The following is a 24197-nucleotide window of genomic DNA, read 5'->3' on the forward strand; positions in this document are numbered from 1 at the left end:
CCGCGATGACAAATGTCATGGAAGGGCGCGGTGTCGGTCCGGGTCGGGCCGGGGGACAGACAGAGGGCCGTCACAGCCTCGCGGCTGTGACGGCCCTCTGCCCCGTGCGGCGCGGATCAGGCCGCCGCTCCGCCACCCCCTTCGGAGGGACGGCGGTGACGGCCGTGCGGCTGCACGCTCGTGTTCTCCGCCGACGCACCCCCTCGGTGCTTTCCGGAGCCGCCGGCTTCGGCCCGTGCGGCGTCCGCCCCCGGCGGACGCGTCTGGGTCGTGTCGGTTCGGGCTTCAGACATGTGGGAAGTCACCCCGTTGCAATCGCTTACGTGTGTGTCGCAAGCCCCGCCACCGCCACCCGACGTGGTCACCGTCGGCACCCACGCGTAACGGCTGCGTAGCCCTGGTCGGAGTTTATCCAGGTACCCGGCGCCCGGTGAGAGGCGCCCGGCCCAGTGGAACGGGCTTGCACACAGCAGGAGGCGCAGCCTCCACGGACGGTTGCGTTCCGTTCGCGCCCACTCCGTGAACGTCGTCGGCCGGGGCGTCCAGCAGCGCCACGGCGCACGGCGCGCCGGTCTGTTCGTACGGCAGGTGGAGCACCCCCTCCCGGCTCCAGAAGCCGGCACCGGTCAACCAGCCCTCCGGCGCGGCGAGATGGTGCAGCCGCCGTCCCGCGGGACGCCAGACACCCACCCAGCTGCCCGCGGCTCCGTCGATCCGCAGTGCCACCGCGCAGCTCTCCGGCATCAGCACCTGGCCCGGCTGTACGGCGAACGGCGTCACGGCCACATCCGCCGGCCGCAGGCACTCCGGGAAACGCACCGGCAGGCAGCTGCCGAGCACACCCCAGCCGAGGCGGTCATGGCCGGGCGCGTCCGAACGGAGCAGCAGCAGCCCGCTGTCGGCATCGGCGAGCAGCAGCCGGTCGTTGCTCTCCGGCGCGATCTGCAGCAGCGGCGTCACCTCGCCGCCCCGCCCCAGATCCACGGCCACCGCCTTCACCGGCCCGCCGCCGGGCAGCTGCCGGTCCAGTGAGAGCAGTCGCCCCTCACGGTCGAGCCACGTCCCGCCCGAGCAGTGGCCCGGCACATCCGCGACATGCTCGGGACCGAAGGCGCCGCCCGCCACCAGCCATACACCGGTGCTGCGTTCGCCGGGGAGCAGGGCGTAGGCGCTCATGCCGTCCGGTGACGGCGGCAGGAGTGTCAGGTCCGTGCATTCGATGGCGCCCAGCGAAAGTTCGCCGGTGCCGGGACCGGTCGGATAGAGCAGCGAGAACGTGTGCCGGTCCGCCACCCGCCGCCGGATCAGCACCCGCCCGTCGGAGAGCGGCAGCACATCGGAGTCCGCCTCCTCCGGCTGACCGAGGGGCAGGGGAACGGCGTAGGGCTCGGGACCGTCGAGCGTCCAGCGCTCCGGGAACCAGGCGGGATCGGAGGTTCCGGGGGCGGTGGTGAGCCTCGCCGCGTACGTACGGTCCGCGGCGATGGTGAGGACGGGCGGCAGGCAGCGTACGAACGTTTCCGCACGGGGCGGGGCGGTGGGCTGGGCGGTCGGCGGGGCGGCCGGCGCGGCACGGTGGCCGGATGCGGCCGGTGCGGCGTCGCGGGGCGGGGCCGTGGGAGGGGCGGGCTCGCCGCTCCCGTCGGCGGCACCGGGCGGTCCGGGCGTCCCGGCGGGGCCGTACCCGTCGCCCCTGCCGGAGGCGGCTGCGGTCAGGGTGCCCTCGGTGGGCGCGATGCCGGGGGCGTTGTCCGTCCCACCGGGCGTCAGGGGCACGCCCGTCGCGAGGGTCGCGTACGCCCCGGGGGCCGTGCCTGCCCCGGACGGCGCGTACGTCCCCGACGTCATACCGGTCCCGCGCGGCCCGTACGTCCCGAGGGAGATACCGATCCCGAGCGGCGCGGCGGCGGACGCGCCTGCCACGCCGGGAACAGCGGGGCCGCCGGCGCTGCCGGTGCCACCCGACGCGGTGGTCCCGTGGGACGGGGCGGCGGCGGATCCGGGCCCGTCGGCCGGGTCGGTTCCGCCGGTCATGCCGGGCTCGGCGGTTCTGCGGGGTTTCTCGGGCTCCGCGGGATCGTCCGGCTCCGCGGGCTCTTCCGGTACGGGTCCGACCGTCGCGGCAGCCCCCGAGGCCCCCACGGACTTGTTCTCGATGACACAGGCAGTCATGTTTCGGTCACCTCCGGCAACCGAAGCTAGTTTTCGCACTTCCTGCCGAACAACACGAGCCATCGCACTTCACACATAAGGGTGGCGATGTTCGGATTCGACTGAGGGGAAGGGGGTGACTGTGCACCGTGATGACACGCGTGACTAAGGTAAGGCATCCCTAAGGATTCCCTGTGTGATGTTCAACTGGAGCACGTGATGTCCCTTCGACGCCGCGGTACCGCCGCAGTCGGCCTGGCGGTGGCTGCCGCCCTCTCCCTCTCGGCATGCGGAGGAGACGATGCATCGGGCGGTCCGGCCGCCGCCGACGCGGGTGGCGACAAGAAGGCCGCCGTCGCCACGGGCGGCAAGGACTTCGGCGACGCGGCGAAGAAGACGGCGGAGTACGGCACGGACGCGAAGGCCGGCCAGTTCCCCCGTACGCTCACCCACGCCATGGGCCGGACCGAGATCAAGGCCGCACCCAAGCGTGTCGTCGTCCTGGACGTCGGCGAGTTCGACAACGTCGTCTCGCTCGGAGTGAAGCCCGTCGGTTACGCCCCCTCCGAGGGCGACGCGGCCATTCCGTCGTACCTGAAGAAGGACGCGGGCAACCCGAAGAACGTCGGCACCATCAACAGCCTCAACCTCGAGGCGATCGCGGGCCTGAAGCCGGACCTGATCCTCGGCAGCCAGTTGCGCGCGGCCGACAAGTACGACGAACTCTCCAAGATCGCGCCGACGGTGTTCTCCATCCGCCCGGGATTCACCTGGAAGGAGAACTACCTCCTCAACGCGGCCGCGCTCGACAGGACCGCGAAGGCGAAGTCCGAGCTCGCCGCCTACGAGACGAACGCGAAGAAGCTCGGCGAGGACATCGGCCCCGACAAGCCGACCATCTCGATGGTCCGCTACCTGCCGGACAAGATCCGCCTCTACGCCAAGGCCTCCTTCATCGGCACGATCCTTCAGGACGCCGGACTGCCGCGGCCCGAGAACCAGCAGATCGACGACCTCGCCGCGGAGATCAGCCCGGAGAACATCGACCAGGCCGACGCCGACTGGATCTTCACCGGCGTCTACGGCGACGCGAAGGCCACCGAGCGCGACACCGCCCGGTCCAACCCGCTGTGGAAGAACCTCGGGGCGGTCAAGGCAGGCCGTGCCAAGGACGTCTCGGACGAGACCTGGTACCTCGGCCTCGGCGTCACCTCCGCGAACCTGGTCCTCGGCGACCTCCGCGCCGACCTCGTGAAGTAACGATTGACAACCGGCTGCCGGTCCTCCCGCACGGGTGCCCGCAGCCATGGCCGACGGGGCACGGAGGACAGGTAGCCTTTCCTCCGTGCCCCGTCTGTCTGAAGTCATCGCCGAGCTGGACGCCCTCTGGCCCCCCGAGCGTGCCGAGGGATGGGATGCGGTCGGCACGGTGTGCGGCGATCCCGGGGCGGAGATCGACCGCGTGCTGTTCGCCGTCGACCCCGTGCAGCAGATCGCCGACGAGGCCCGCAGCCTCGGCGCCCAGCTGATCGTCACCCACCACCCGCTCTATCTGCGCGGTACGACGACGGTCGCCGCCTCCACCTTCAAGGGCCGGGTCGTGCACGGCCTCATCAAGCACGACATCGCGCTGCACGTCGCGCACACCAATGCCGACAGCGCCGACCCGGGCGTCTCCGACGCCCTCGCGGGCGCCCTCGACCTGCGCGTCACCGGCCCCCTCGTCCCGGACCCCACCGACCCCGAGGGCCGCCGCGGCCTCGGCAGGATCTGCGAGCTCGACCACCCCGAGACCCTCCGCGACCTGGCCGCACGCGCCGCCGCACGCCTGCCCGCCACCGCGCAGGGCATCCGGCTGGCGGGCGACCCCGACGCCGTCGTGCACCGGGTCGCGGTGAGCGGCGGCTCCGGCGACAGCCTCTTCGACGCGGTACGCGCCTGTGGTGTCGACGCCTTCCTCACCGCGGACCTGCGTCACCACCCGGCCTCCGAGGCCGTCCAGCACTCGACGCTCGGCCTGGTCGATGCCGCACACTGGGCCACCGAGTGGCCCTGGTGCGAGCAGGCAGCCGCGCAGCTCGACGCAATTTCCGACCGCCACGGATGGGGCCTGCGGGTCCACGTCTCGAAGCAGGTCACCGACCCCTGGACCACCCACCACTCTTCTGGAGCCCCCAACTGAACGCCGCGCCCGCCGACCAGATCCGACTCCTCGAAGTCCAGGCCCTCGACGTACGTCTGTCGCAGCTCTCCCACAAGGGCACGTCCCTGCCCGAGCACGCCGAGATCGACTCGCTCAACAGCGACCTCGCCCAGCTGCGCGACCTGCTGGTCGCCTCGCAGACCGAGGAGAGCGACACCACCCGCGAGCAGACCAAGGCGGAGCAGGACGTCGACCAGGTGCGCCAGCGCGCCGTCCGCGACCAGCAGCGGCTCGACTCCGGTGCGGTCTCCTCGCCGAAGGACCTGGAGAGCCTGCAGCGCGAGCTCACCTCGCTCGCCAAGCGCCAGGGTGACCTGGAGGACGTCGTCCTCGAGATCATGGAGCGCCGCGAGTCCGCCCAGGAGCGCGTCACCGAGCTGACCGAACGCGTCGGTGCCGTCCAGGCCAAGCTCGACGACGCGACCGCCCGCCGTGACGCCGCGACGAACGAGCTCGACGCCGAGTCCGCCACCGTCACCAAGGACCGCGAGGTCGTCGCGGGCGCGATCCCCGCCGACCTGCTGAAGCTGTACGACAAGCTGCGCGCCCAGCAGGGCGGTGTCGGCGCGGCCCGGCTCTACCAGCGCCGCTGCGAGGGCTGCCGTCTCGAGCTCAACATCACCGAGGTCAACGATGTGAAGGCGGCGTCCCCGGACACCGTGCTGCGCTGCGAGAACTGCCACCGCATCCTGGTCCGCACCTCGGAGTCGGGCCTGTAATGGCCGCTCCCCACCAGCTGGTCGTCGAGGCCGACGGAGGCTCCCGGGGCAACCCGGGGCCCGCCGGTTACGGCGCGGCCGTCATCGACCCGGTCACCGGCGAGACGCTCGCCGAGGCCGCCGAGTACATCGGCGTCGCGACGAACAACGTCGCCGAGTACAAGGGCTTGATCGCCGGTCTGAAGGCGGCGAAGGCCCTGTTCCCTGACGCGCCCGTGCAGGTGCGCGTCCGGATGGACTCCAAGCTGGTGGTCGAACAGATGTCGGGGCGCTGGAAGATCAAGCACCCCGACATGAAGCCCCTCGCGGCGGAGGCCGCGCGCATCCTGCCCGCCGCCTCCGTCACGTACGAGTGGATCCCGCGCGCCGAGAACAAGCACGCCGACCGGCTCGCCAACGAGGCGATGGACGCCGGCAAGCGGGGCAGGCAGTGGGAGCCGTCGTCCTCGACGGCCGCCCTGGACGCCCCGCGGCGCACGCCCGCAGCCCCGGATCAGGCCCCGGCCGGTCCGCCCGGGGACGCCGTCGCTGGCGCGGCGAAGGTACGCGCCGCGATGGCCGCGGCCCGCCCGGCCGCGGCGGTCACCCCGCAGGTGGGCTGGGGGAGTTCACCCGACCTGGGTGCGCCCGCCACCTTCATCCTGCTCCGGCACGGAGAGACGGCCCTCACCCCCGAGAAGCGGTTCTCCGGCAGCGGCGGCAGCGACCCCGAGCTCTCGGCCACCGGCCGCCACCAGGCCGCCTGTGCCGCGGAGGCGTTCGAGGCCCGCGGCACGGTCCAGGAGATCGTCAGTTCGCCGCTGCGCCGGTGCCGCGAGACGGCCGCCGCCGTCGCCGACCGGCTCGGCCTGGAGGTCCGCATCGAGGAGGGCCTGCGCGAGACGGACTTCGGTGCGTGGGAGGGCCTGACCTTCGCCGAGGTACGGGAGCGCTACGGCCCCGACCTGACCACCTGGCTCGCTTCCGCAGACGCGGCACCGACCGGCGGCGGCGAGAGCTTCGCCGAGGTGGCCGACCGGGTCTCCGCGGCCCGGGACCGCCTGATCTCCCGCTATGCGGGCCGCACGGCGCTCGTGGTCACCCACGTCACCCCGATCAAGACCATGGTCAGACTGGCACTGGGAGCCCCGCCGGACTCCATGTTCCGCATGGAGCTCCTTCCCGCCTCCGTCTCGACGGTCGCCTACTACGCGGACGGCAACGCCTCGTTGAGGCTCCTGAACGACACCTCGCACCTGCGGTAGCGGGATGCTGTGACCTGGTCCACGGGACTGCTCGGCTTCGTGGCGGGCCTGCTGATATCGGTGGCGACGGCGCCCGTGGGCGTGTCCGGCGCCGTGTTCCTGCTTCCGGTCCAGGTCAGCGTGCTCGGCGTGCCGAGCCCCGCCGTGACCCCCACCAACCTGCTGTACAACGTGGTGTCCTGCCCCGGGGCGCTGCTGCGCTACCGCAACACCGGCCGACTGCGCGGACCGCTGACCCGGCTGCTCGTCGTGGGCGCGGTGCCGGGCGTCGTGGTCGGCGCGGTGATCCGGGTCTTCGCCGTGCCGGGACCGGTCGTCTTCCGTCTGTTCATCGCCGTCCTGCTGCTCCCCCTGGGGGCCTGGCTGTGCGCCCGGACCCTGCGCCCCTCGCGCCGCGCCGCCGCCTCCGCGCAGCCCTCACCGCGTGCCACCACCGCTCTCGCCGTAGCGGTCGGTGTCGCGGGCGGTATCTACGGGATCGGCGGCGGTTCCCTGCTCGGTCCGATCCTCGTCGGGCGCGGGGTCCCGGTCGCGAAGGTCGCACCCGCGGCCCTCGCCTGCACGTTCGTGACCTCCCTCGCGGGAGCGGGCACCTACGCACTGCTGTCGCTGACCGCCACGGGCGACATCGCACCGGACTGGCCGCTCGGCCTGGTCTGCGGTTTCGGCGGACTCTGCGGCGGCTACCTCGGGGCCCGCCTCCAGCCCCGCCTTCCCGAGACGGCGCTGCGGCTCCTGCTGGGCTCCCTGGCCCTGGGGATCGGCACGCTGTACGCCGTCCAGGTCCTGCGCTGACCGCGGCTCAGCCGGCCGGTCCTCCCGCTCAGTCGCGCAGCGCGGACGCCTCGCGTGCCAGCCGTTCCACCCGCGCCCAGTCCTTCGCGGCCACGGCGTCGCCGGGCACCATCCAACTGCCGCCGATGCAGCCGACGTTCGGCAGGGCCAGGTACGACGTTGCCGACGCGAGCGAGATCCCGCCCGTGGGGCAGAACCTGGCCTGCGGCAGGGGCGCGGACAGGGCCTTGAGGTAGGCCGTACCACCGGCCGCCTCGGCCGGGAAGAACTTCATCTCCGTGACGCCGCGTTCCAGCAGCGCGACCACCTCGGACGTCGTGGAGACCCCCGGCAGGAACGGCACCCCCGACGCCTTCATCGCGTCCAGGAGCGTGTCCGTCCAGCCCGGACTGACCAGGAAGCGCGCCCCGGCGGCGACCGTCTCGGTCACATGCGACACGGATATCACCGTGCCCGCACCCACCACGGCGTCCGGGACCTCCGCGGCGATCGCCCGGATCGCGTCGAGTGCGGCGGGCGTCCGCAGCGTCACCTCGATCGCCGGGAGTCCGCCCGCGACGAGTGCGCGGGCCAGCGGCACCGCGTCGGCCGCGTCCTGGAGGACGACGACGGGGACGACGGGGGCGAGGTCCAGCACGGAAGGGGACGCGGAAGGCGCGGATGAGGTCATGACCTCATCCTGCCGCGCTCACCGCACTCCACGCAACGACCGTTGCGCATGCTGCAACGTCAGTGGATCTCGGTGACCACCACATCGAGCGCCCACGCCCGGCCGGCCCGCTCCGGAGCCTGCGCCTCGACCACGTGACCGAGGTCCCGCAGCACCTCGACCAGCTCCGCCGGGCCCTTCGGCCGCGCCCCCGCGAGCAGCAGGTCGCGGACCATCCGGCCCTTGGTCGCCTTGTTGAAGTGGCTGACCACCGACCGCTTCTCCACCCCGTTCACCATCTGCGACTGAAGTACCCGCACGCTCGCCGTACGCTCCGCGACCTCGCCCGCCGGCTTCCACGCCCCGGTGTACGCCGACGACCGCAGATCCAGCACGAGCCCGCTCCCGGCCGCCTCCGGCATGACCGAGGCCATGGGCGCGCGCCAGTACGCGTTGAGCGCGCCCAGACCCGGCAGCTTCACGCCCATCGAGCAGCGGTACGAAGGAATCCGGTCGCCGATGTGCACCGCGCCCCACAGCCCGGAGAAGACCAGGAGGGACTTCCCCGCCCGCCGCCGGGCCGCCGGGTCCAGTGAGGCCAGGTCCAGGGCGTCGTACAGCACCCCCGTGTAGATCTCCCCGGCCGGCCGGGTACCTGCCGTGCGCAGCTCCGCGTTCTTCGCGATCTCGCCCCGCAGCCCTTCGCTCAGGCCGAGCACCTCACGTGCCTTCTCCTCGTCGGCCATGCACAGCTCGACCAGCTCGTCGAGAATCGCGGCCCGCGCCCCGGCGAGGCCCGGAAGCGACAGGGCCTCCGGCTTCAGGGGTGCTCCGCGCCCCGAGGCGGCCTTTCCCTCGGAGGGCGGCAACAGCACGAGCACGGGTGTCTCCTTCGTACGTGACAGAGGGTGTGACAGAGGCGTGGCAGAGGCCCGTAGCGGCGCCCGAACCCCCCGGTAAGGGTACGGGCCCGGCGCACGAGGCCCCCGGGGCGCCCGCGGGGCCGACCGGGATGCCGACCGCACCGCCCCGGCCTACGCTCGGTGGCATGCCTCGCCGCCAGCTCCATATGACCGGCGCAGCCGACACCCCGCTGCGGGCGGCCCTGCGCGGTCTGCGTGCCGAGCTCGATCTGCCGGCCGACTTCCCTCCCGCCGTACTCGCCGAGGCGGCCGAGGCCGCGAAGTCCCCGGACCTGTCGGGCCACCGGGACGCCACGGACCTGCCCTTCTTCACGATCGATCCGCCCACCTCCACGGACCTGGACCAGGCGATGCACCTGGAACGGCGCGGGGACGGCTACCGGGTGCACTACGCCATCGCCGACGTCGCCGCGTTCGTCAGGCCGGGCTCGGCGCTGGACGCCGAGGCCCACCACCGGGTGACCACCCTCTACTTCCCCGACGGCAAAGTGCCCCTGCACCCCACCCTGCTCTCCGAGGGGGCCGCGAGCCTCCTCCCCGGGGAGACCCGCCCGGCCGCGCTCTGGCAGATCGACCTCGACTCCGAGGGACGCCAGATCGCCTGCGAGGTGCGCCGCGCCCTCGTACGCAGCCGGGCCAAGCTCGACTACGCCGGGGTTCAGCGGCAGATCGACGCAGGCACCGCGGAGGAGCCGCTCGCCCTGCTCAAGGACATCGGCCTGCTGCGCGAGGAGCAGGAAGTCGCCCGGGGCGGCATCTCGCTCAACGTGCCCGAACAGGAGATCGTCGAGCGGGACGGCACCCTGGACCTCGACTACCGGGCACCCCTGCCCGCCGACGCCTGGAACGCCCAGATCTCCCTGCTCACGGGTATGGCGGCCGCCCGGATCATGACGGAGTCGGGCACCGGCATCCTCCGCACACTGCCGGTCGCCCCCGACGGTGCCGTCGCCCGCCTCAGGCTCTGTGCCCAGGCCCTGCACATCGACTGGCCGCACCACGTCCCGTACGCCGAGGTCGTCCGCTCGCTCGACCCTCACCGGGGCAACCACGCCGCGTTCCTGCAGGAGTGCACCACACTCCTGCGCGGGGCCGGCTACACCGTCTTCGAGCACGGCGACCTCCCCACGCCCGCCGTGCACGCCGCCGTCGCCGAGCTCTACACGCACTGCACCGCGCCGCTGCGCCGCCTCGTCGACCGGTACGCCGCCGAACTGTGTCTCGCGGCGTTCGCCGGCGGTGAGCCGCCCGAGTGGGTGCTCCGGGCGCTGCCCGCACTGCCGAAGGAGATGGCGGAGGGAACCCGCCGGGCCAACACCGTGGAGCGCGAGTGCGTCGACCTCGTCGAGGCCGCGCTGCTCAAGGACCAGGTGGGCGCCGTCTTCGACGGGTACGTGATCGACGTCAAGGACGACGAACCGGCCGTCGGCACCGTCCACATCGAGGACCCGGCGATCGTCGCCCGGATCGAGGGCGGCACCGCTCTCCCGCTCGGTGAACGGCTGCGGGTCCGGCTCACGCAGGCGGACCCTGGCTCGTCGAAGGTGCTGTTCGCGCCCGCGTGAGGGCGGCGACCGCGGCGCGCGGGTCATCGGCGTGGAAGCGGACGGTGTGCGCGACACCGGTCCTCCCCAGTGGCCGTACGAACCTGACCGGACCGGTGAGCTCCACGGTCACCGTGGTCTGACTGCCCACGGAGAGATCGAGCACCCCGTCCGGGTGCAGCGTGACCAGCCTGCCTTCGAGGTAACGCCGGTCGACGCGCGCGGCGGTGACCGAGGACGCGGGGATCCGCAGATCGAAGAGCCCGCCGTAGCGCAGACGCAGGGAGCCGTCCTCGCCCACGACGTGCGGCCGGGTCACACAGGCGGCGTGCATGGCCAGGACCAGAACCACCCCGTACACGTCCAGTACGAGCAGGACGCGGTGCACCACGGGCCAGGGAATCACCAGGGCCAGCATCACCGTCTCGACGACGGAGACGAAGAGCAGCCCGTACATCATCGCGGTCTGCGGCCCGGTGTACGGGACGGCCAGCGCCTCGGCCGGCACCTCGTGACGCCGCCGCAGCAGCCACAGCCACAGACTGTGCAGAGCCCGCACCTCGTGCGCGACCAGGCGGCGGACCGGGACAGGGACGAGGACCCGCAGTGCCGACCCCAGCGCCTCCCGACGGCCCGAACCCGCCCGCCTCCGCCCGGCGTACAGCGGCCACAGGACGCAGGCCTCCAGAGCCACCGCGGCGAGCACCAGCACCTCGGTCGCCAGCAGCGCGGCAGCGGGTATGCGTACGCCCGCCACCAGGCAGACCATGACGGCCAGTTCGGCGGGCAGGACCACCCGGACCACGGCGCGAGCCGTCCGTAGGCTCATCGGTTCCTCCCCTTGTTCACCTCGGTGGTCAGCGCGGTCATCATCAGGCGCACCACCTCTGCCTGCGCGGGTGCGTACTCGTCGAGCAGGGCCTCGCCGAAGCCCGTCATGACCGGTCCGTCGGACGGGATCACAGCGAGCACCTCGGCCGGCACGACAGCGGCCAGATCGGCGGCCAGCGGGGCGATCCGAGGGTCGTCCACCGGGGCGTCGACCAGCTCGTCGAGCCGCTCGTACAGACGCAGTACGGCAGGGTCCTCGGCCAGCGGCCGCAGGGCGGCGTACACCGCGTCGGCGCCGTCGGCCCCGTCGAGCAGCGCCAGATGCTCGCGGTCCTTGACGGCTGCGGGGGAGTCCGTGTCCGGTGCCGCGCCGAGCAGGGCCCGGAGTGCGGGGGAGACCGGTTCGTGGCCGCTCACCGGCCCCTCCAGCAGCCCGGCCAGCCGGCGCCGCCGCTCTCGGATCTCGTGCTCCTGGCGGGCCAGATCGGCGTCCAGCTCTCCCAGCACCTCGACGAGCTCGCGCCCGGCGTCGTCGGCCAGCACGTCCCGCACCTCGTCGAGACCGAGGCCGAGCTCGGTGAGCCGCCGAATCCTGGCCAGCAGGACCGCGTCGCGGACGCTGTAGGCCCGGTAGCCGTTGGCCCGGCGCGCGGGCTCGGGCAGCAGGCCGATGTGGTGGTAGTGCCGAACGGCCCGGGAGGTGACTCCGACGAGCGCGGCGATCTCTCCGATGCGCATGACGCCAGTAGAAACCCTGACGCTGCGGCAAGGTCAAGCTTGCTGGCCTGCCGGGTGCGGGCGGCTCGCCCCCGTCTCGTACGATCGCGCCCTCGGACACGGAATCCCGGACTCCGCACCAAGAAAGGGACCACGCGTGAGCGACCTCGCCACCGGCCAGGAGATCAGCAGGCCCCGGCAGATCGTCGCCGCCGCCCGGGCACTCCTGGAGGAGGAGGGCCCGGAGGCGCTCACCATGCGCCGGCTGGCCGACCGGGTGGGCTTCACTGCGCCCTCCCTCTACAAGTACTTCCCGGACAAGTCGTCCGTGGTGGCCGCCCTGGCCGGCGAGATGCTCGGGGAGGCGGCCGAGGTACTGGAAGCGGCGGAGCGGGAGGCCCCCGGTTCCTTCTCGGCGCTCGCCGCGGCGTACCGCACCTACGCGCTGGCCCACCCGCACCTCTACCTCCTCACCATGGGCCGCCCCGTGAACCCCGCCGCCGGGGTGCAGGACGCCGCGGCGGCCCCGCTGTTCCGCGCCGCCGGTGGTGACGAGGACCGGGGCCGGGCGGCCTGGGCCTTCGCCCACGGGATGGTGGTCCTGGAACTCAACGGGCGCTTCCCGCCGGGCGCCGACCTCTCGGCGGCCTGGGAGGCCGGTATCGCGGCCTTCACGGTCTGACGGCGAACCGAGCGCCCCGCCCCGCCGGGTAGCATGGTCGACACGGCAGACGAGCCGGGCGGACGGCCGCGTGAGGATCTCCGGATCCTCCCGAGGAACGTCCGGGCTCCACAGGGCAGGGTGGTGGCTAACGGCCACCCGGGGTGACTCGCGGGACAGTGCCACAGAAAACAGACCGCCCGGGACCTAGGTCCCGGGTAAGGGTGAAACGGTGGTGTAAGAGACCACCAGCGCCTGAGGTGACTCAGGCGGCTAGGTAAACCCCACCCGGAGCAAGGTCAAGAGGGACCGTCGCAAGACGGTCCTGCGCGAACGTCCGAGGGCTGCTCGCCCGAGTTCGCGGGTAGACCGCACGAGACCGGCAGCAATGCCGGTCCTAGATGGATGGCCGTCTCCCCGGCCGCCGCGAGGCGACCGGGCGACAGAACCCGGCGTACAGCCCGACTCGTCTGCCGCCTTTGCGGTTCTGCCTCGAAAGGGCCTCCGACCTGTGTCGGGGGCCCTTTCCGGTCTTTCGGTGGCTTACTGCTCCGGGTGACGGGAAGGGCATTCCCTCCTCCCGATCCGGGGGCAGCTCGGGTTCACGCGAACAGCCGCTCGAGTACGACGGCGACACCGTCCTCGTCGTTGCCCGGTGCCATCTCGTCCGCCGCCGCCCTGAGTTCGGGATGGGCACCGGCCATGGCCACGCCGTGGGCGGCCCAGTCGAGCATCGGGAGGTCGTTCGGCATGTCCCCGAACGCGACGGTGTCCGCGCCCGTCAGGCCCAGGCGACGGGCGACGTAGGCAAGGCCTGTCGCCTTGTCCAGGCCCAGCGGCAGCAGTTCGATCTCGCCCGGGCCCGCCTTGGCCACCCCCACCAGGTGCCCCGCGGCCCGCGTCGCGATCAGTGCCAGAGCGTCCTCGTCGAGCACGGGGTGCTGCACGTAGATCTTGCGGAGCGGTGCCGCCCACAGCGCGTCCGGGCGCGCGTTCAGCACGATCGGCACCTGGCCCGCGAGGTCGAGCCGGTAGCCGGGGGCTGCCACCACCTCGCCGTCCACGCCGTCCCGGTCGCCGGCAGTCACCAGTGGCCCGGTGACGGCCTCGATACGGGCGAGGGCCAGGCGTGCGCGTTCCCTGTCGAGGATGACGGAGGTCAGCTGTGTGTGCGCCGCCGCGTCGTACACCTGCCCGCCCTGCCCGCAGACGGCGAGCCCCGTGCAGCCCAGGTCCGCCAGGACGTGCCGGGTCCAGGACACGGACCGGCCGGTGACGACGACGTGCGTCGCGCCCCGTGCCGCGACGAGCGCCAGCGCCGCCCTGGTCCGGGCCCCCACGGTGTGGTCGGAGCGCAGCAGCGTCCCGTCCAGGTCGGTGGCCACGAGGGAGAACCGGCGCGGGAGCGGCCCCTTGGCCGCCGCTTCGGTGGCTGTTCCCGTGGTCACGCGGTCATCCTCCCGTGCTGCGGTAGTGGCGGAGATTCCAGTTCCACAGCCGTTTCGAGATCAGGAACAGCAGCAGGCAGACCGCCGGTGACCAGGGCGCCAGCCATGAGAGCAGGCCGTTCTCCGGGGTCCTGTCCAGCAGGACCAGCACGGGGAAGTACGCGACGAACGCGAGGGGCAGTACGAAGGTGAAGACGCCCCGCAGGAAGAGGGGAAGGATCGACAGCGGGTAGTTGCCGATCGTCGCCATGATGTCGTCGAGCCATTTGCCCACCCCGTGCGCGAACGGCGAGCGCAGCAGCAGTGCGGCCAGCGGCAGTTGGACGGCCGCCTCCAGGAAGACCCCGCCGATGATCGCCGCGACGAGATAGAGCACGGCTGCGGCCGTCCAGTCCACCGGAGCCTGGCTGACGGCCATCGCGCACACGGTGACGCCGACGGTGAAGTCTCCCAGGGCGTTGATGTTGAAGCGGCTGATGAGGATCTGCGTCAGTACGGACAGCGGGCGCAGGAAGAATCCCTCGATCCTGCCCTCCTCCACGAGTTCCAGCAGGGCGTCGGACAGGTTCCCGAACACCATGGTGAAGAGTCCGTGCGCCATGAGCCGCATGCCGACGATGAGGAGCACGCCGCCGGCCGGGAAGTTGCCGAGCCCGTCGAAGCGTGTGAGCAGGACGGCGGCGAACGCGAGTGTGGAGGTCTGCCAGAGAATGCCGAACACGACCTCGAACGCGAAGTCGCCCGGGTACTCCATGCGGCCCCGGATGTTCACGGCGGTTGCCTTGAGCACGAACCTCAGCACGTGCGCGGTCCGGCGGGCGCGGGCCCGGATCCGCGAGACGGGGGCACCATCGGCCGTCACTGTCACTGCTCAGCCTCCCTGAACGGTCACGCGCCGGGCCGCGCGCGACCAGACGAACCGGGTGAGCAGGGCGAGTACGACGACCCAGCACACTTCTTCCACCAGGTGCCGGGGGGCCTGATCGAGCGGAATCCGGCCCACGTATATCGAGATGGGGACGCTGATCGTCGTCGCGAAGGGCAGCACCGACGCCGTGGTCAGCAGCCAGCCGGGCAGGAACCAGAGCGGGACGAACACCCCCGAGAGCAGGTCCTGCACAAAGCTGTACATGCGTGTCAGTCCGGTGTTCGAGACGAGCCAGAAGGTCGCGAGGTCGACCAGCTGGCCGAGGTAGTACAGGATGATCTGCCCGAGCACCAGGCTCACCACGAACACCGCGCCCACGGCAGCCGAGGCAGGTGGTTGCAGCGCCCCCGTCGCGAGGGCGACCAGGTAGCCGACGAGCGCCCACATCGCTCCGTACGCCATGTCTCCGATGGAGCGGTACATGTAGTAGCGGCCCGGTGAGATCGGTCTGAGGAACCAGTAGACGATCGTGCCTTCGCGGGTGCGCTGCGGCAGGGCGTCCTTGGAGACCATGCGGCTGTTCCACCGGATGCGGCCCAGCAGGATCGCGAGGATCACGTAGCCGACGGCCTGGTCGACGTCCAGCCCGGCGACGGACGTCCTGCCGCGGTAGACCGCCGTCCACAGCAGGTAGTACAGGTATATCTGCACTCCCAGCATGAACGGCGCGAGGAAGAAGCGGCCCCGGTAGGCGATGGTCTGGTAGAGGGGGGCGATGCGCCAGATCCGCCAGGCGCGGCTCCGGACGGGTGCCTGGGCGGCAGCAACGGCACTCATGCGAACTGGGTTTCGTTCTCGGCCTCATAGGCGTTGCGCATCAGTTCCTCCAGGTCGGTCTCCTCGACCGCCATGCCGACCACGGGGAACCGGGCGATCAGGGCCCGTACGACATCCTCGGGCGTGCTGTCGCCCTCCGGCGCGAGCGTGGCGCGCGTCCCTTCGTGGGAGAGCACCCGCGCACCGGGCACCAGCACCTGCGCCACCGGCTCACCGAAGGTGACGCTGACGACCCTGCGGGCGCCGTGCTGCTTCTTCATGTCGTCGAGCGTTCCGTCGAACATCAGCCTGCCGTGGTTGATGAGCAGCACCCGCTCGCACAGCCGGGCCACATCGGTCATGTCATGGGTCGTCAGGACGACCGCGCGGCCCCGGTCGTGCACCTGCTGCAACAGGAACGCGCGCGTGCGCTCCTTGGCGACCACGTCCATCCCGATCGTGGGCTCGTCCAGGAAGAGGATCGCCGGGTCGTGCAGCACCGCCGCCGCCAGGTCGCAGCGGACCCGCTGCCCGAGCGACATCAGCCGCACCGGGGTGTCCCAGAACTCCGATACGCCCAGCACCTGGTCGACATCGCGCAGCCGGTGCTCGTAGTCGTGGAGGGAGATGCTGAAGATGTCCCGGATCAGGCCGAAGGAGTGGCGGGCCGGCAGGTCCCACCACAGCTGGGTCTTCTGGCCGAAGACCGCACCGACGGACAGGGCGTTGGCCGTCCGGTCCTGCTGCGGGACGCGTCCGTCGACGTACACCTCGCCGGACGTCGGTGTGAGGATCCCGGTCAGCATCTTGATGGACGTCGACTTGCCGGCGCCGTTCGGCCCGAGCAGGCCCACGAGTTCACCGCGGTCCACGGACAGAGTCAGATCGGAGACGACGGTGCGCTCGTCCTTCACCGGGCTGATGAGCGACCGCACAGTGCCGAAGCGGCCGGTGGCCGGCCGCCTCACTCTGTACGTCTTGGTGAGGCCGCGGGTCACGATGGCCGCAGATTCGCTCGGCATTCCAGTTCCCTTCGGTCGGCGGTCGGACGTGACCGCCCTGTTGATGCGTCCGATGCGTCCGTTGATGCGTCAGCGCGAGAACAGCCGGCTCAGCTCGGCGATGTCCGGCGGACCGCTCGCCAGGTCCGGGTCCTTGACGGCGTCCAGGCCGGTCTCCCATTTCTCGCCGGGCCGGATCCCCTCGGCCCCCCGAGCCGTCCCGGCCGGGACGGGGTCCCAGGCGGCGCCGTCGAACGGGAACTTCAGGATGCGCGCCACCGACCGCATCGCTCTCTCGGCGGCCAGCGGAGCGAGGGTGAGCTTCGACGGGCTGGCGACGATCGCGCGGCCGCCGAGGAAGTCGTGGCCCAGTCCGTGCGAGACCGTGCCGCTGCTCGGTACGAGGCCCGACTTGACGGCCGCGTAGCCGGAGACCGTGGCGACTCCCGCCAGCCGCTCGGGGCTGATGATCCTGCGGAGCGTCAGCAGGATCCGGTGTGCCCACCATCCGGGCAGCTGGCCGGAGGCGCCCCAGGCGCTGTCGAAGGACTGGAAGTCGGACACGAGCCATGTCGTCCCGCTCTCGTGTCCGGTTCTGCTCGCCAGGAAGAGCCCGTGCTCGGTGCTGGCCGGAAACACCGCGCTGATGACGGGCAGGTCCCCGCGGAGTACCAGCACGAACGACTTGCGGCAGCGCACGACGGGCGGCAGCCCGGAGCGGGCGAGTATCCCCGGCGTGCCCGCTCCCGCGGCGACGACCACCGCACGGCTCCGGACCGTCAGACCTGTTCCGTCCGGGCGTTCGAACTCGCAGTACACACTGCCCGGTTCCTCGGAGAACCCGGTGAGTGTCCCCGCGTTCAGGTCCACACCGCACGAGGCGATCCGCGTACCGAGGTGACGCAGCACCGGACCGAAGTCGTGGGTGGCCTCCTCGCTCCTGAAGCAGGACGCGAATCCGCCGCCCAGCCAGTCGGGTGCCTCCACCGCGGAGACCGGAAGGCCGCAGGACCGCCAGAACTCGGTCGCGCCCCGCGCCGCCCCCGGGTCGGAGAACGACACGACCGAGTTCGAGGTGACCGGTGGCGTGTCCCTCAGCAGGGTGTCCCAGTGCACCCGCGCGCGGCCGAGGAGCGGCGGCAGCAGCGGCTCGGTGCGGCCGTACGCGTACCCCCGGTGGAGATAGCCGTGCGACTGGCCGGACTGGCCGGCGCCCACCCCGTGCGGCTCGACCAGAAGGACACGTACGCCGTGGCCGGCCAGCCCCAGTGCCGTCAGGACTCCCGCCATGCCCGCGCCCGCTACCACGACGTCGTAGCGGCGCGTCACCGCACTTCCCCCGCACCGGGCGCCGACGGGACCCGGTGGACGCGTTCGACGGAGGCCACCAGTCCCGACTCCTCGGAGATCCCGACGAGCCACCGCGCCCCGGAGACCGCCTCCAGCACCAGGCCCGCGTTTCCGCACCCCGATGCGGAGCGCAGCGGGCCGAGGCCGGCCAGCAGCAGCCGTTCCTGCGCGTCCGGTGCCGTGCCCGGGCGACACGTCACATCACCGCTGGTCAGACTGATCCGTACGTCGATGAAGAGGGGGACCAGGACCTCCGCCGTGTCAGCCGACATCGTCCGCCGCCCTGAGCAGTGCGAGCGCGGCGAGAGTGGCGGAGTCCTGGATCCCGTTGCCGCGTGCGAGTGCGCACAGGTCGTGCCACGACAGCGTGCGTACTTCCATGTCCTGCTCGAAGGGGTCCCGGTCGGTCGGACCGGATTCGACCACGTCCGCGAGGTAGGCATGGCAGGAGGTCACGGAGAACCCGCTGCTCTCCGCGAAGGTCCCCAGGTGCCGCAGGGCCGTCACCCGGTGGCCGGTCTCCTCCAGGGCCTCGCGCCGCGCCGCGTCCTCGGGTGACTCGCCCTCACCGATACCGCCCTGGGGGAACTCGATGCTGCGCGAGCCGTCGAAGGCGGGCCTCGGGAGGTCGACCACGACGTACCGCCCGCCCAGGCGTGCGGCCACCAGGACGGAGTCCGCCTTGCTGACCATGAAGTACTCGTGCCGGCCGCCCACGGCGTCCTCGTACCGCTTGCGCAGCACGGAGAACCAGGGGTTGCGGTGCACCGTGTCGCTCTGGGTTTCACGCATCGGACACCCGCTCAGGTCAGTGGCTGCAGGAACGCCTTGGACAGGGGGTGTTCGCCGCGGCAGAGTCCTTCGTACGCATCGGCCAGCTCCCGGGCGCAGGAGGTGTCGCGTGCCTGGTGAGGGGTCGTACCGTCGACGCTGTCGACGAGCCGGACGCCCAGCAGGGTGCCGGCGAGCACCACTTGCGCTCCGTACAGTTCCTCGCGCAGCACGGCCCGCTCGGTGACCGCGTACCCGAGGCCCCGCGCGATGTCGAGCAGGATCCGCTTGGTGATGGAGTCCAGCACCCCGGCGCTGACCGGGGGGACGAGAACGGTCCTGTCGCGGACGAGCAGGACGGCCGCCCCGTCCGCCTCGGCGACGTGGCCCCGCTCGTTGAGGATGATGATGTGCTCGACGCCATGGGTGAGGCGCTCACGCTCGAACACGCGGAAGTCGAGGTAGGAGCCGCCGGACTTGGCCAGGGGACCGATGGGCCCGCCGTAGCGGCTGTGGCCGCTCACGGCGGCGCGCACCGCGGGCGGGGTCACCGGCCGGAACTCGAATCCGCCGATGTACATGGCTCCCACGCTCTCGGGGGCCAGGCTCGACCGTCCGCGTGCCGCGTAGAACGTCGGACGCAGATACACGTCGACGCCCGGATGCCGGGCCGCGACCTCGGACAGCGCGGCGAAGACCTCTTCCCGGTCGTAGCGCGTGGGGATGTCGGCGATGCGCGCGGACCCGAAGAGCCGGTCCACGTGCTGTTCCCCGGCCAGGAGCCGGTGCTCCTGTGCCTCCTCGTCCCAGAACGCGGTCATCCCCTCGAACACGTTGGCACCGCGGAGCGCCAGCTCGTCCCAGACATGGACCCTGGCCTCCTCCCACGGCACACAGGTTCCGTCGAACCACATCACTCGCTCGCCCACAGTCCCCCACCCTCGTTCCGGCAGATCCCCATCTGCCGCGAGCGGACCCCGTGCTCGTCCGCGACGCGTTCCCTGTCCGTTCGCACTGCTGCACTACGCGCGTGGCGTCGCCACGAGTTGTATTCCGCCGATGTCGAGGCGGGCCGGCTGTTCCGTGTAGACCATGAACGGCACGTCGACATGGTCGAACTCGACTCCCACTGCGGCCAGTTCGGCCAGCGGCACCTCGAAGGGCACCCACTCGCCGACCGGCAGCTCCCGCAGCCGGTCGGCGATGTCGAGCGCCGGCTGCTGGGGGTAGTCGTCGTGGCAGGTCAGGTGGAAGGGCCCGGCCGGTGCCTCGAAGACCCGCACATGGAAGGAGAGCCTGCCGCCCGCCGCCGCGAGGTCACGGAGGTCGTACGGCTTTCCGCCGCTCTCCCGCGCGTACACGAAGGTCCTGATGTCCCTGAAGGTCAGCGAGATGGCGTCGCGGTGCCCCAGGTGGTCGATCGGCTCCACGGAGATGAAGGCGGTCTCCGTCCTGCTCTCGGACGCGATCGGCTGCGGCCCGTTGTCCGTGGCGCTGTACTCGAAGACATAGGGATCCGTGCCCGGCCCGATCGCCACGCGGGAGGCGGTGAGCGACGGGGCTCCCGCGGTCTCCTCCTCCTCGTCGAGAGGAAGCGGCCCGGTGGAGCCGGTGGCCGCGTCGCCGGTTGCCTGCAGGGTGAGCCCGTACCCGTACGGGAAGAGCGGTTCGTGGCCGGAGTCCACGGTCGCCGCGTGGCGGCCGCGGGGCCAGGCGAAGCTCAGCCGGCCCTGGAAATCGTGGGCCCGCTGCCCCTGGGCGTCGAGGAAGAGGAGGTCGGTGATGCCCCTGGCGTCGGGTCCGGGCAGCCAGGCCGCGACGAACGCGTCGGAGAGGTTGATCTCCTCGGTCATGTACAGCGGGCGTCCGCCGAACGCGACGGTGACGACCTTCGACGCGGACTCCCGCAGTCTGCGGAGTACGGCGAGGTCGTGCGCGTAGGCGGGCTTCAGCTCGGCGTAGGCGATGCTGCGCCACGGCTTGATGTCGCCGAACATCTCCGCGTAGGGGTCCTCGCCGATCGCCACCAGGACGACGTCGTACTCCGAGGGGTCCGCGTGCTCCAGGTGCGGATCGACCGTGCACCGGTCCTCACCGACGACGGACCTGACGGCGTCCGCCACGGTGAGGCCCCCGGGGAAGTCGTCCATGCCGACGTCGTCGCCCTGCCAGGTCACCGTGTACCCGCCGGTCTGCTTGCGGACCGCGTCCGCTGCACTGCCCGTGATCAGCACCTTCGAGGTGCGGGCCAGCGGCAGCGCGGCGTTGTCGTGCTTGAGGAGCACCAGGGACTTGCGGACGGCCGTACGGGCGAGTTCCCGGTGCTCGGGGGCGCCGAGGGCGGTGGCCCGGTCCTCCGGCCGGCGCTCCGCGGGCGGCTGCTTGTCCCACAGGCCGGCCCGCTGCTTGACCCGCAGGATGCGCAGTACGGCATCGTCGATGCGGGACATCGGGATGGCACCGGACCGCACCTGTTCGACCGCGCTGCGGTACACCGCCTGCCACTTCTCGCGGGTCGAGACCATGAGGACGTCGACACCTGCCCTGATGACGTTCCCGGCGTCGCCGGGCGTGCAGCCCTCGACGTAGGGGTGGGCGTCCCAGTCCCCGATGACGATGCCGTCGAAGCCGAGCGCGTCCTTCAGGACGTCCGTGACGAGGTACTGGCTGCCGTGGATCCGTGTCTCGACGCGGCCCGACCCCTCCCAGCCGCTGTAGGTCACCATGACCGACTGGGCGCCTGCCTCGATCCCGGCGAAGAAGCCCCTGGAGTGGACGTTGCGCAGTTCGTCCTCGCTGCACCGGGCGATGCCCCGGTCCTCGCCCTCGAAGGTGCCGCCGTCCCCGACCCAGTGCTTGACGCAGGAGACGACCCCGGAACCGGCGCGCAGGGACTCGGCCTCGCCCTGCAGACCCTTGACCATGGCGTGCGCGTAGGCGTGCACGATCTCCGGGTCCTGCGAGTACCCCTCGTAGCACCTGCCCCAGCGCAGGTCCCGCGGCGTGGTCACCGTGGGGGCGAACGTCCAGTCCATCCCTGTCGCCGCGACCTCCCGGGCGGTGGCCGCGCCGATCCGGCGGACCAGCTCGGGGTCGCGTGCGGCGCCCAGGCCGATGTTGTGCGGGAAGATCGTGGCCCCGTGGACGTTGTTGTGCCCGTGCACGGCGTCGCTCGCCCACATGAACGGAATCCGGAACGGCCTGTCCCGGTAGGCCTCCTCGGCCGCCTCCCAGAACTCGCTGATCGTGCTGGCCCACTCCTTCGCACCTGACCTGCGGTTCCCGCCCGGCCAGCGTCCGGCGCCGTTCAGTGCGGAGCCGATCCTGTAGGCACGGACGTCCTCCGCGGTCAGCTCGACCAGGTCGGGCTGGATCATCTGCCCGATCTTCTCCTCGACCGTCATCTGGACGAGGATCCCGCGGGCGGCCTCCTCGACCGCCCGGTCGATGCCGATGTCCGACAGCAGGCGTGGCCAGGCCGGGAGATGGTCCAACCGATTCAACGTGCTCCTCCTGCGACGTAGGGGCGTGCGGTGGTCCGAGTCGTGCGGTTTTCCGAGGCGTGCGGTGTACCGGGGCTCGTGCGGCCGACGCCGCGAACTGCCCACGGCGTGACCGGCGTGACGGACCCGACGCGCGACGGGAACCGGGGGGAGAGCTGCGGGCGGACCGCCGACGGTCGGCGCGAGGGGCTGTACCGGACGGCGGGCTGAGCTGCGGAGACAACCGACAAGAGAGCGCTCTCCGTATCGAAGTCTGAATCCTGGCACCGGCCCAATAGCTTGTCAACAAGCTTTTGGCATAGGCGAGTTGGACACCCCGGCCCACTCCCGGCAAGCTGCACCATCCCCCTCGCACCCCCACAAGCCGAGCCGATCCGAGCCGATCCGCGCGCGTCGGGGAACGGCACGGCCCGGCCCGGAAAAGGCCGCGCCGTTCCCCGACGCCCCTGGTATAGCTGTGCGTTCACGAGCGAGGGAGCGAACGGGATGACTTCGGACGAGTCGGCACAGCAGACAGGGACCGCGATACAGCTGCGCGCCGCGTCGGTTCGGGACGCCGAGGAGATCACCCGGGTCTTCCTGGACTCGCGGGCCGACGCCCTGCCCTATCTGCCCCGGGTCCACAGCGATGAGGACACGCTCGCCTGGATCACCCACGTCGTGCTCCCTGGAAGCACGGTGTGGGTCGCCGAGAACCAGGACGGGGACGTGCTCGGGTTCGCCTCGCTGGACACGGACGGGGCCGAACTCGACCAGCTCTACCTGCGCCCCGGCTCCCTGCGCCGCGGCATCGGCTCGCAGCTCCTCACCCTGGTCAAGGAGGCCTCGGGAGGGGAGTTGAGCCTGTACACGTTCCAGCGCAACACCGCCGCCCGCGCCTTCTACGAGCGGCACGGGTTCACCGCGGTGTCCTACGACGACGGCAGCCGCAACGAGGAGAAGGAGCCCGACGTCCTGTACCGGTGGAGCGCGGCCGCGCCTGACGCCGCGCGCTGATCCACCGGGGACGACGGGATAGCCCTTAGCATCGGCTTCGTCGCCGAGCACGGGAGTACGCCGCCATGTCCTTGCCACGCCTCGGAGTCGTCATCGTGACGATGGGGAACCGCCCGCGTGAGCTGGAGGCGCTGCTCGCCTCGGTGGAGAAGCAGGACGTTCCCGCGGCGAGAGTGGTGCTGATCGGCAACGCGACGCCCCTCACCGGCGTGGACGTTGCGGAGAACGTGACCAAGGTTCCGCTCGACGAGAACCTGGGCTGCCCGGGAGGCCGGAACGTCGGTCTGGAGATGCTGCGCGACTCGGGCGAGGTCGACGCCGTCATCGAGCTGGACGACGACGGCCTGCTCGTCGCCGACGACGTGTTCCGCACGGTCCAGGGGCTGTTCGCGGCCGACCCCGGGCTGGGGATCATCGGCTTCCGGGTCGCGGACGAACACGGGCACACGGAGCGGCGCTGGGTGCCCCGGCTGCGTGCCGACGATCCGATGCGCCGCGGCCCGGTGACCGCGTTCCTCGGTGGCGGACACGCCTTCTCGATGCCCATGCTCAGGGAGACCGGCCTGTGGCCCTCGGAGTTCTTCTTCGGGCACGAGGAGTCCGACCTGGCCTGGCGGGCGCTCGACGCGGGGTGGAAGATCCTTTACGAACCCGAGCTCGTCCTCCAGCACCCGAAGACGTCGCCTGCCCGGCACGCGGTCTACTACCGGTTCACCGCCCGCAACCGGGTGTGGCTCGCCCGCCGCCGGCTTCCCGTTCCCCTGATCCCGGTCTATCTCGGTGTGTGGATCGTCCTCACCATGGCGCGAATGCGGTCCCTGACCGGCCTTCGAGCATGGTGGGGAGGCTTCGCCGAAGGCGTACGGACGCCCTGCGCCCCGCGCAGGCCGATGAAGTGGCGCACCGTGTGGACGATGACGCGGCTGGGGCGCCCGCCGATCCTCTGAGGGCGCCGGATCGGTCAGGATTCGAGAAGCGCGGGTCACGGACCCGCGCCTAACCTGATC

At 71.7% G+C, this 24197-nt stretch carries 23 protein-coding genes and 1 other RNA gene; 10 read left to right on the forward strand and 14 right to left on the reverse strand.

Translation table 11 applies throughout. The features are described 5' to 3' along the window. Positions 1–408: 408 nt before the first annotated feature. Complete coding sequence (locus OG257_RS27050) at positions 409–1848, reverse strand: hypothetical protein (protein WP_443054578.1); 1440 nt, start codon at positions 1846–1848, stop codon at positions 409–411. A gap of 522 nt (positions 1849–2370) precedes the next feature. Between OG257_RS27050 and OG257_RS27055 the strand changes: the two genes are divergently transcribed. From OG257_RS27055 to OG257_RS27075, 5 genes are all read left to right on the forward strand, one after another. Beyond that, the gene (locus OG257_RS27055; protein WP_329211598.1) at positions 2371–3411 is read left to right on the forward strand and encodes an ABC transporter substrate-binding protein; all 1041 of its coding nucleotides are present in this window, start codon (positions 2371–2373) and stop codon (positions 3409–3411) included. A gap of 85 nt (positions 3412–3496) precedes the next feature. Next, positions 3497–4333, forward strand: a complete 837-nt coding sequence (locus OG257_RS27060) for a Nif3-like dinuclear metal center hexameric protein (protein ID WP_329211600.1) — start codon at positions 3497–3499, stop codon at positions 4331–4333. Continuing rightward, entirely contained in the window at positions 4330–5073 is a 744-nt protein-coding gene (locus OG257_RS27065) for a zinc ribbon domain-containing protein (protein ID WP_329215376.1), read from the forward strand. The genes OG257_RS27060 and OG257_RS27065 overlap by 4 nt, the downstream gene beginning before the upstream one ends. Then, positions 5073–6317 (forward strand): bifunctional RNase H/acid phosphatase, encoded by a 1245-nt coding sequence (locus OG257_RS27070; protein ID WP_329211602.1) that lies wholly within the window; start codon positions 5073–5075, stop codon positions 6315–6317. The genes OG257_RS27065 and OG257_RS27070 overlap by 1 nt, the downstream gene beginning before the upstream one ends. Positions 6318–6326: 9 nt before the next feature. After that, positions 6327–7112: a sulfite exporter TauE/SafE family protein gene (locus OG257_RS27075; RefSeq protein WP_329211604.1), complete on the forward strand. Its 786-nt coding sequence runs from the start codon at positions 6327–6329 to the stop codon at positions 7110–7112. Positions 7113–7140: 28 nt separating this feature from the next. On the opposite strand, the gene eda is transcribed toward OG257_RS27075, so the two are convergent. Together eda and yaaA are read right to left on the reverse strand one after the other, a co-directional pair. Next, positions 7141–7782 (reverse strand): bifunctional 4-hydroxy-2-oxoglutarate aldolase/2-dehydro-3-deoxy-phosphogluconate aldolase, encoded by a 642-nt coding sequence (eda, locus tag OG257_RS27080; protein ID WP_329211606.1) that lies wholly within the window; start codon positions 7780–7782, stop codon positions 7141–7143. 59 nt (positions 7783–7841) lie between these two features. After that, positions 7842–8642 carry a peroxide stress protein YaaA gene (gene yaaA, locus OG257_RS27085; RefSeq protein ID WP_329211608.1) on the reverse strand — a complete coding sequence of 267 codons (801 nt, stop codon included), beginning with the start codon at positions 8640–8642 and terminating at the stop codon, positions 7842–7844. Between the two features lie 167 nt (positions 8643–8809). On the opposite strand from yaaA, the gene OG257_RS27090 reads away from it, so the two are divergent. Then, positions 8810–10249, forward strand: coding sequence for an RNB domain-containing ribonuclease (locus OG257_RS27090; RefSeq protein ID WP_329211610.1), 1440 nt, complete (start codon positions 8810–8812; stop codon positions 10247–10249). Here OG257_RS27090 and OG257_RS27095 read toward each other — a convergent pair. Together OG257_RS27095 and OG257_RS27100 are read right to left on the reverse strand one after the other, a co-directional pair. Next, a complete protein-coding gene (locus tag OG257_RS27095; protein WP_329211612.1) occupies positions 10200–11057 on the reverse strand; it encodes a hypothetical protein in 858 nt (285 codons plus the stop codon). The genes OG257_RS27090 and OG257_RS27095 overlap by 50 nt on opposite strands. Continuing rightward, positions 11054–11797 carry a MerR family transcriptional regulator gene (locus tag OG257_RS27100; RefSeq protein ID WP_329211614.1) on the reverse strand — a complete coding sequence of 248 codons (744 nt, stop codon included), beginning with the start codon at positions 11795–11797 and terminating at the stop codon, positions 11054–11056. The genes OG257_RS27095 and OG257_RS27100 overlap by 4 nt, the downstream gene beginning before the upstream one ends. A 136-nt stretch (positions 11798–11933) precedes the next feature. Between OG257_RS27100 and OG257_RS27105 the strand changes: the two genes are divergently transcribed. Both OG257_RS27105 and rnpB read left to right on the forward strand, forming a co-directional pair. Further along, the gene (locus tag OG257_RS27105; protein ID WP_329211616.1) at positions 11934–12458 is read left to right on the forward strand and encodes a TetR/AcrR family transcriptional regulator; all 525 of its coding nucleotides are present in this window, start codon (positions 11934–11936) and stop codon (positions 12456–12458) included. 50 nt (positions 12459–12508) lie between these two features. Then, positions 12509–12910: RNase P RNA component class A (rnpB, locus tag OG257_RS27110), an RNA gene on the forward strand. A gap of 129 nt (positions 12911–13039) precedes the next feature. Here rnpB and OG257_RS27115 read toward each other — a convergent pair. The 9 genes from OG257_RS27115 to OG257_RS27155 form a co-directional block, all read right to left on the reverse strand. After that, the gene (locus tag OG257_RS27115) at positions 13040–13885 is read right to left on the reverse strand and encodes an HAD family hydrolase (protein WP_329211618.1); all 846 of its coding nucleotides are present in this window, start codon (positions 13883–13885) and stop codon (positions 13040–13042) included. A 4-nt stretch (positions 13886–13889) separates the two neighbouring features. Beyond that, positions 13890–14753, reverse strand: a complete 864-nt coding sequence (locus tag OG257_RS27120) for an ABC transporter permease (protein ID WP_329211620.1) — start codon at positions 14751–14753, stop codon at positions 13890–13892. Positions 14754–14756: 3 nt separating this feature from the next. Next, on the reverse strand, positions 14757–15590 hold the full coding sequence (locus tag OG257_RS27125; RefSeq protein WP_329211622.1) for an ABC transporter permease: 834 nt from the start codon (positions 15588–15590) through the stop codon (positions 14757–14759). Then, complete coding sequence (locus OG257_RS27130; RefSeq protein WP_329211624.1) at positions 15587–16591, reverse strand: ABC transporter ATP-binding protein; 1005 nt, start codon at positions 16589–16591, stop codon at positions 15587–15589. Before OG257_RS27130 ends, OG257_RS27125 begins: the two co-directional genes overlap by 4 nt. Positions 16592–16660: 69 nt before the next feature. Further along, positions 16661–17899, reverse strand: coding sequence for an NAD(P)/FAD-dependent oxidoreductase (locus OG257_RS27135; RefSeq protein ID WP_329211626.1), 1239 nt, complete (start codon positions 17897–17899; stop codon positions 16661–16663). Then, entirely contained in the window at positions 17896–18192 is a 297-nt protein-coding gene (locus tag OG257_RS27140) for a hypothetical protein (RefSeq protein ID WP_329211628.1), read from the reverse strand. The genes OG257_RS27135 and OG257_RS27140 overlap by 4 nt, the downstream gene beginning before the upstream one ends. Further along, positions 18182–18712 (reverse strand): NUDIX hydrolase, encoded by a 531-nt coding sequence (locus tag OG257_RS27145; protein ID WP_329211631.1) that lies wholly within the window; start codon positions 18710–18712, stop codon positions 18182–18184. Before OG257_RS27145 ends, OG257_RS27140 begins: the two co-directional genes overlap by 11 nt. A gap of 11 nt (positions 18713–18723) precedes the next feature. Beyond that, positions 18724–19620, reverse strand: a complete 897-nt coding sequence (locus OG257_RS27150; protein WP_329211633.1) for an aminotransferase class IV — start codon at positions 19618–19620, stop codon at positions 18724–18726. A gap of 93 nt (positions 19621–19713) precedes the next feature. Beyond that, positions 19714–22185: a glycoside hydrolase family 3 protein gene (locus OG257_RS27155; RefSeq protein ID WP_329211635.1), complete on the reverse strand. Its 2472-nt coding sequence runs from the start codon at positions 22183–22185 to the stop codon at positions 19714–19716. 495 nt (positions 22186–22680) lie between these two features. On the opposite strand from OG257_RS27155, the gene OG257_RS27160 reads away from it, so the two are divergent. Together OG257_RS27160 and OG257_RS27165 are read left to right on the forward strand one after the other, a co-directional pair. Continuing rightward, positions 22681–23190: a GNAT family N-acetyltransferase gene (locus tag OG257_RS27160; RefSeq protein WP_329211637.1), complete on the forward strand. Its 510-nt coding sequence runs from the start codon at positions 22681–22683 to the stop codon at positions 23188–23190. A 65-nt stretch (positions 23191–23255) separates the two neighbouring features. Beyond that, a complete protein-coding gene (locus OG257_RS27165; RefSeq protein ID WP_329211639.1) occupies positions 23256–24137 on the forward strand; it encodes a glycosyltransferase family 2 protein in 882 nt (293 codons plus the stop codon). Positions 24138–24197 lie beyond the last annotated feature (60 nt).

The sequence above is a fragment of the Streptomyces sp. NBC_00683 genome (assembly GCF_036226745.1).
In the GTDB taxonomy this organism is placed as follows: Bacteria; Actinomycetota; Actinomycetes; order Streptomycetales; family Streptomycetaceae; genus Streptomyces.

Excerpts from the sequence above, each read along its gene's own strand:
- OG257_RS27050 (WP_443054578.1), bottom strand. The coding sequence starts at position 1,848 with ATGACGTCGGGGACGTACGCGCCGTCCGGGGCAGGCACGGCCCCCGGG.
- OG257_RS27055 (WP_329211598.1), top strand. The coding sequence starts at position 2,371 with ATGTCCCTTCGACGCCGCGGTACCGCCGCAGTCGGCCTGGCGGTGGCT.
- OG257_RS27070 (WP_329211602.1), top strand. The coding sequence starts at position 5,073 with ATGGCCGCTCCCCACCAGCTGGTCGTCGAGGCCGACGGAGGCTCCCGG.
- eda (WP_329211606.1), bottom strand. The coding sequence starts at position 7,782 with ATGACCTCATCCGCGCCTTCCGCGTCCCCTTCCGTGCTGGACCTCGCC.
- OG257_RS27090 (WP_329211610.1), top strand. The coding sequence starts at position 8,810 with ATGCCTCGCCGCCAGCTCCATATGACCGGCGCAGCCGACACCCCGCTG.
- OG257_RS27095 (WP_329211612.1), bottom strand. The coding sequence starts at position 11,057 with ATGAGCCTACGGACGGCTCGCGCCGTGGTCCGGGTGGTCCTGCCCGCC.
- OG257_RS27100 (WP_329211614.1), bottom strand. The coding sequence starts at position 11,797 with ATGCGCATCGGAGAGATCGCCGCGCTCGTCGGAGTCACCTCCCGGGCC.
- OG257_RS27125 (WP_329211622.1), bottom strand. The coding sequence starts at position 15,590 with ATGAGTGCCGTTGCTGCCGCCCAGGCACCCGTCCGGAGCCGCGCCTGG.
- OG257_RS27130 (WP_329211624.1), bottom strand. The coding sequence starts at position 16,591 with ATGCCGAGCGAATCTGCGGCCATCGTGACCCGCGGCCTCACCAAGACG.
- OG257_RS27140 (WP_329211628.1), bottom strand. The coding sequence starts at position 18,192 with ATGTCGGCTGACACGGCGGAGGTCCTGGTCCCCCTCTTCATCGACGTA.
- OG257_RS27145 (WP_329211631.1), bottom strand. The coding sequence starts at position 18,712 with ATGCGTGAAACCCAGAGCGACACGGTGCACCGCAACCCCTGGTTCTCC.
- OG257_RS27160 (WP_329211637.1), top strand. The coding sequence starts at position 22,681 with ATGACTTCGGACGAGTCGGCACAGCAGACAGGGACCGCGATACAGCTG.
- OG257_RS27165 (WP_329211639.1), top strand. The coding sequence starts at position 23,256 with ATGTCCTTGCCACGCCTCGGAGTCGTCATCGTGACGATGGGGAACCGC.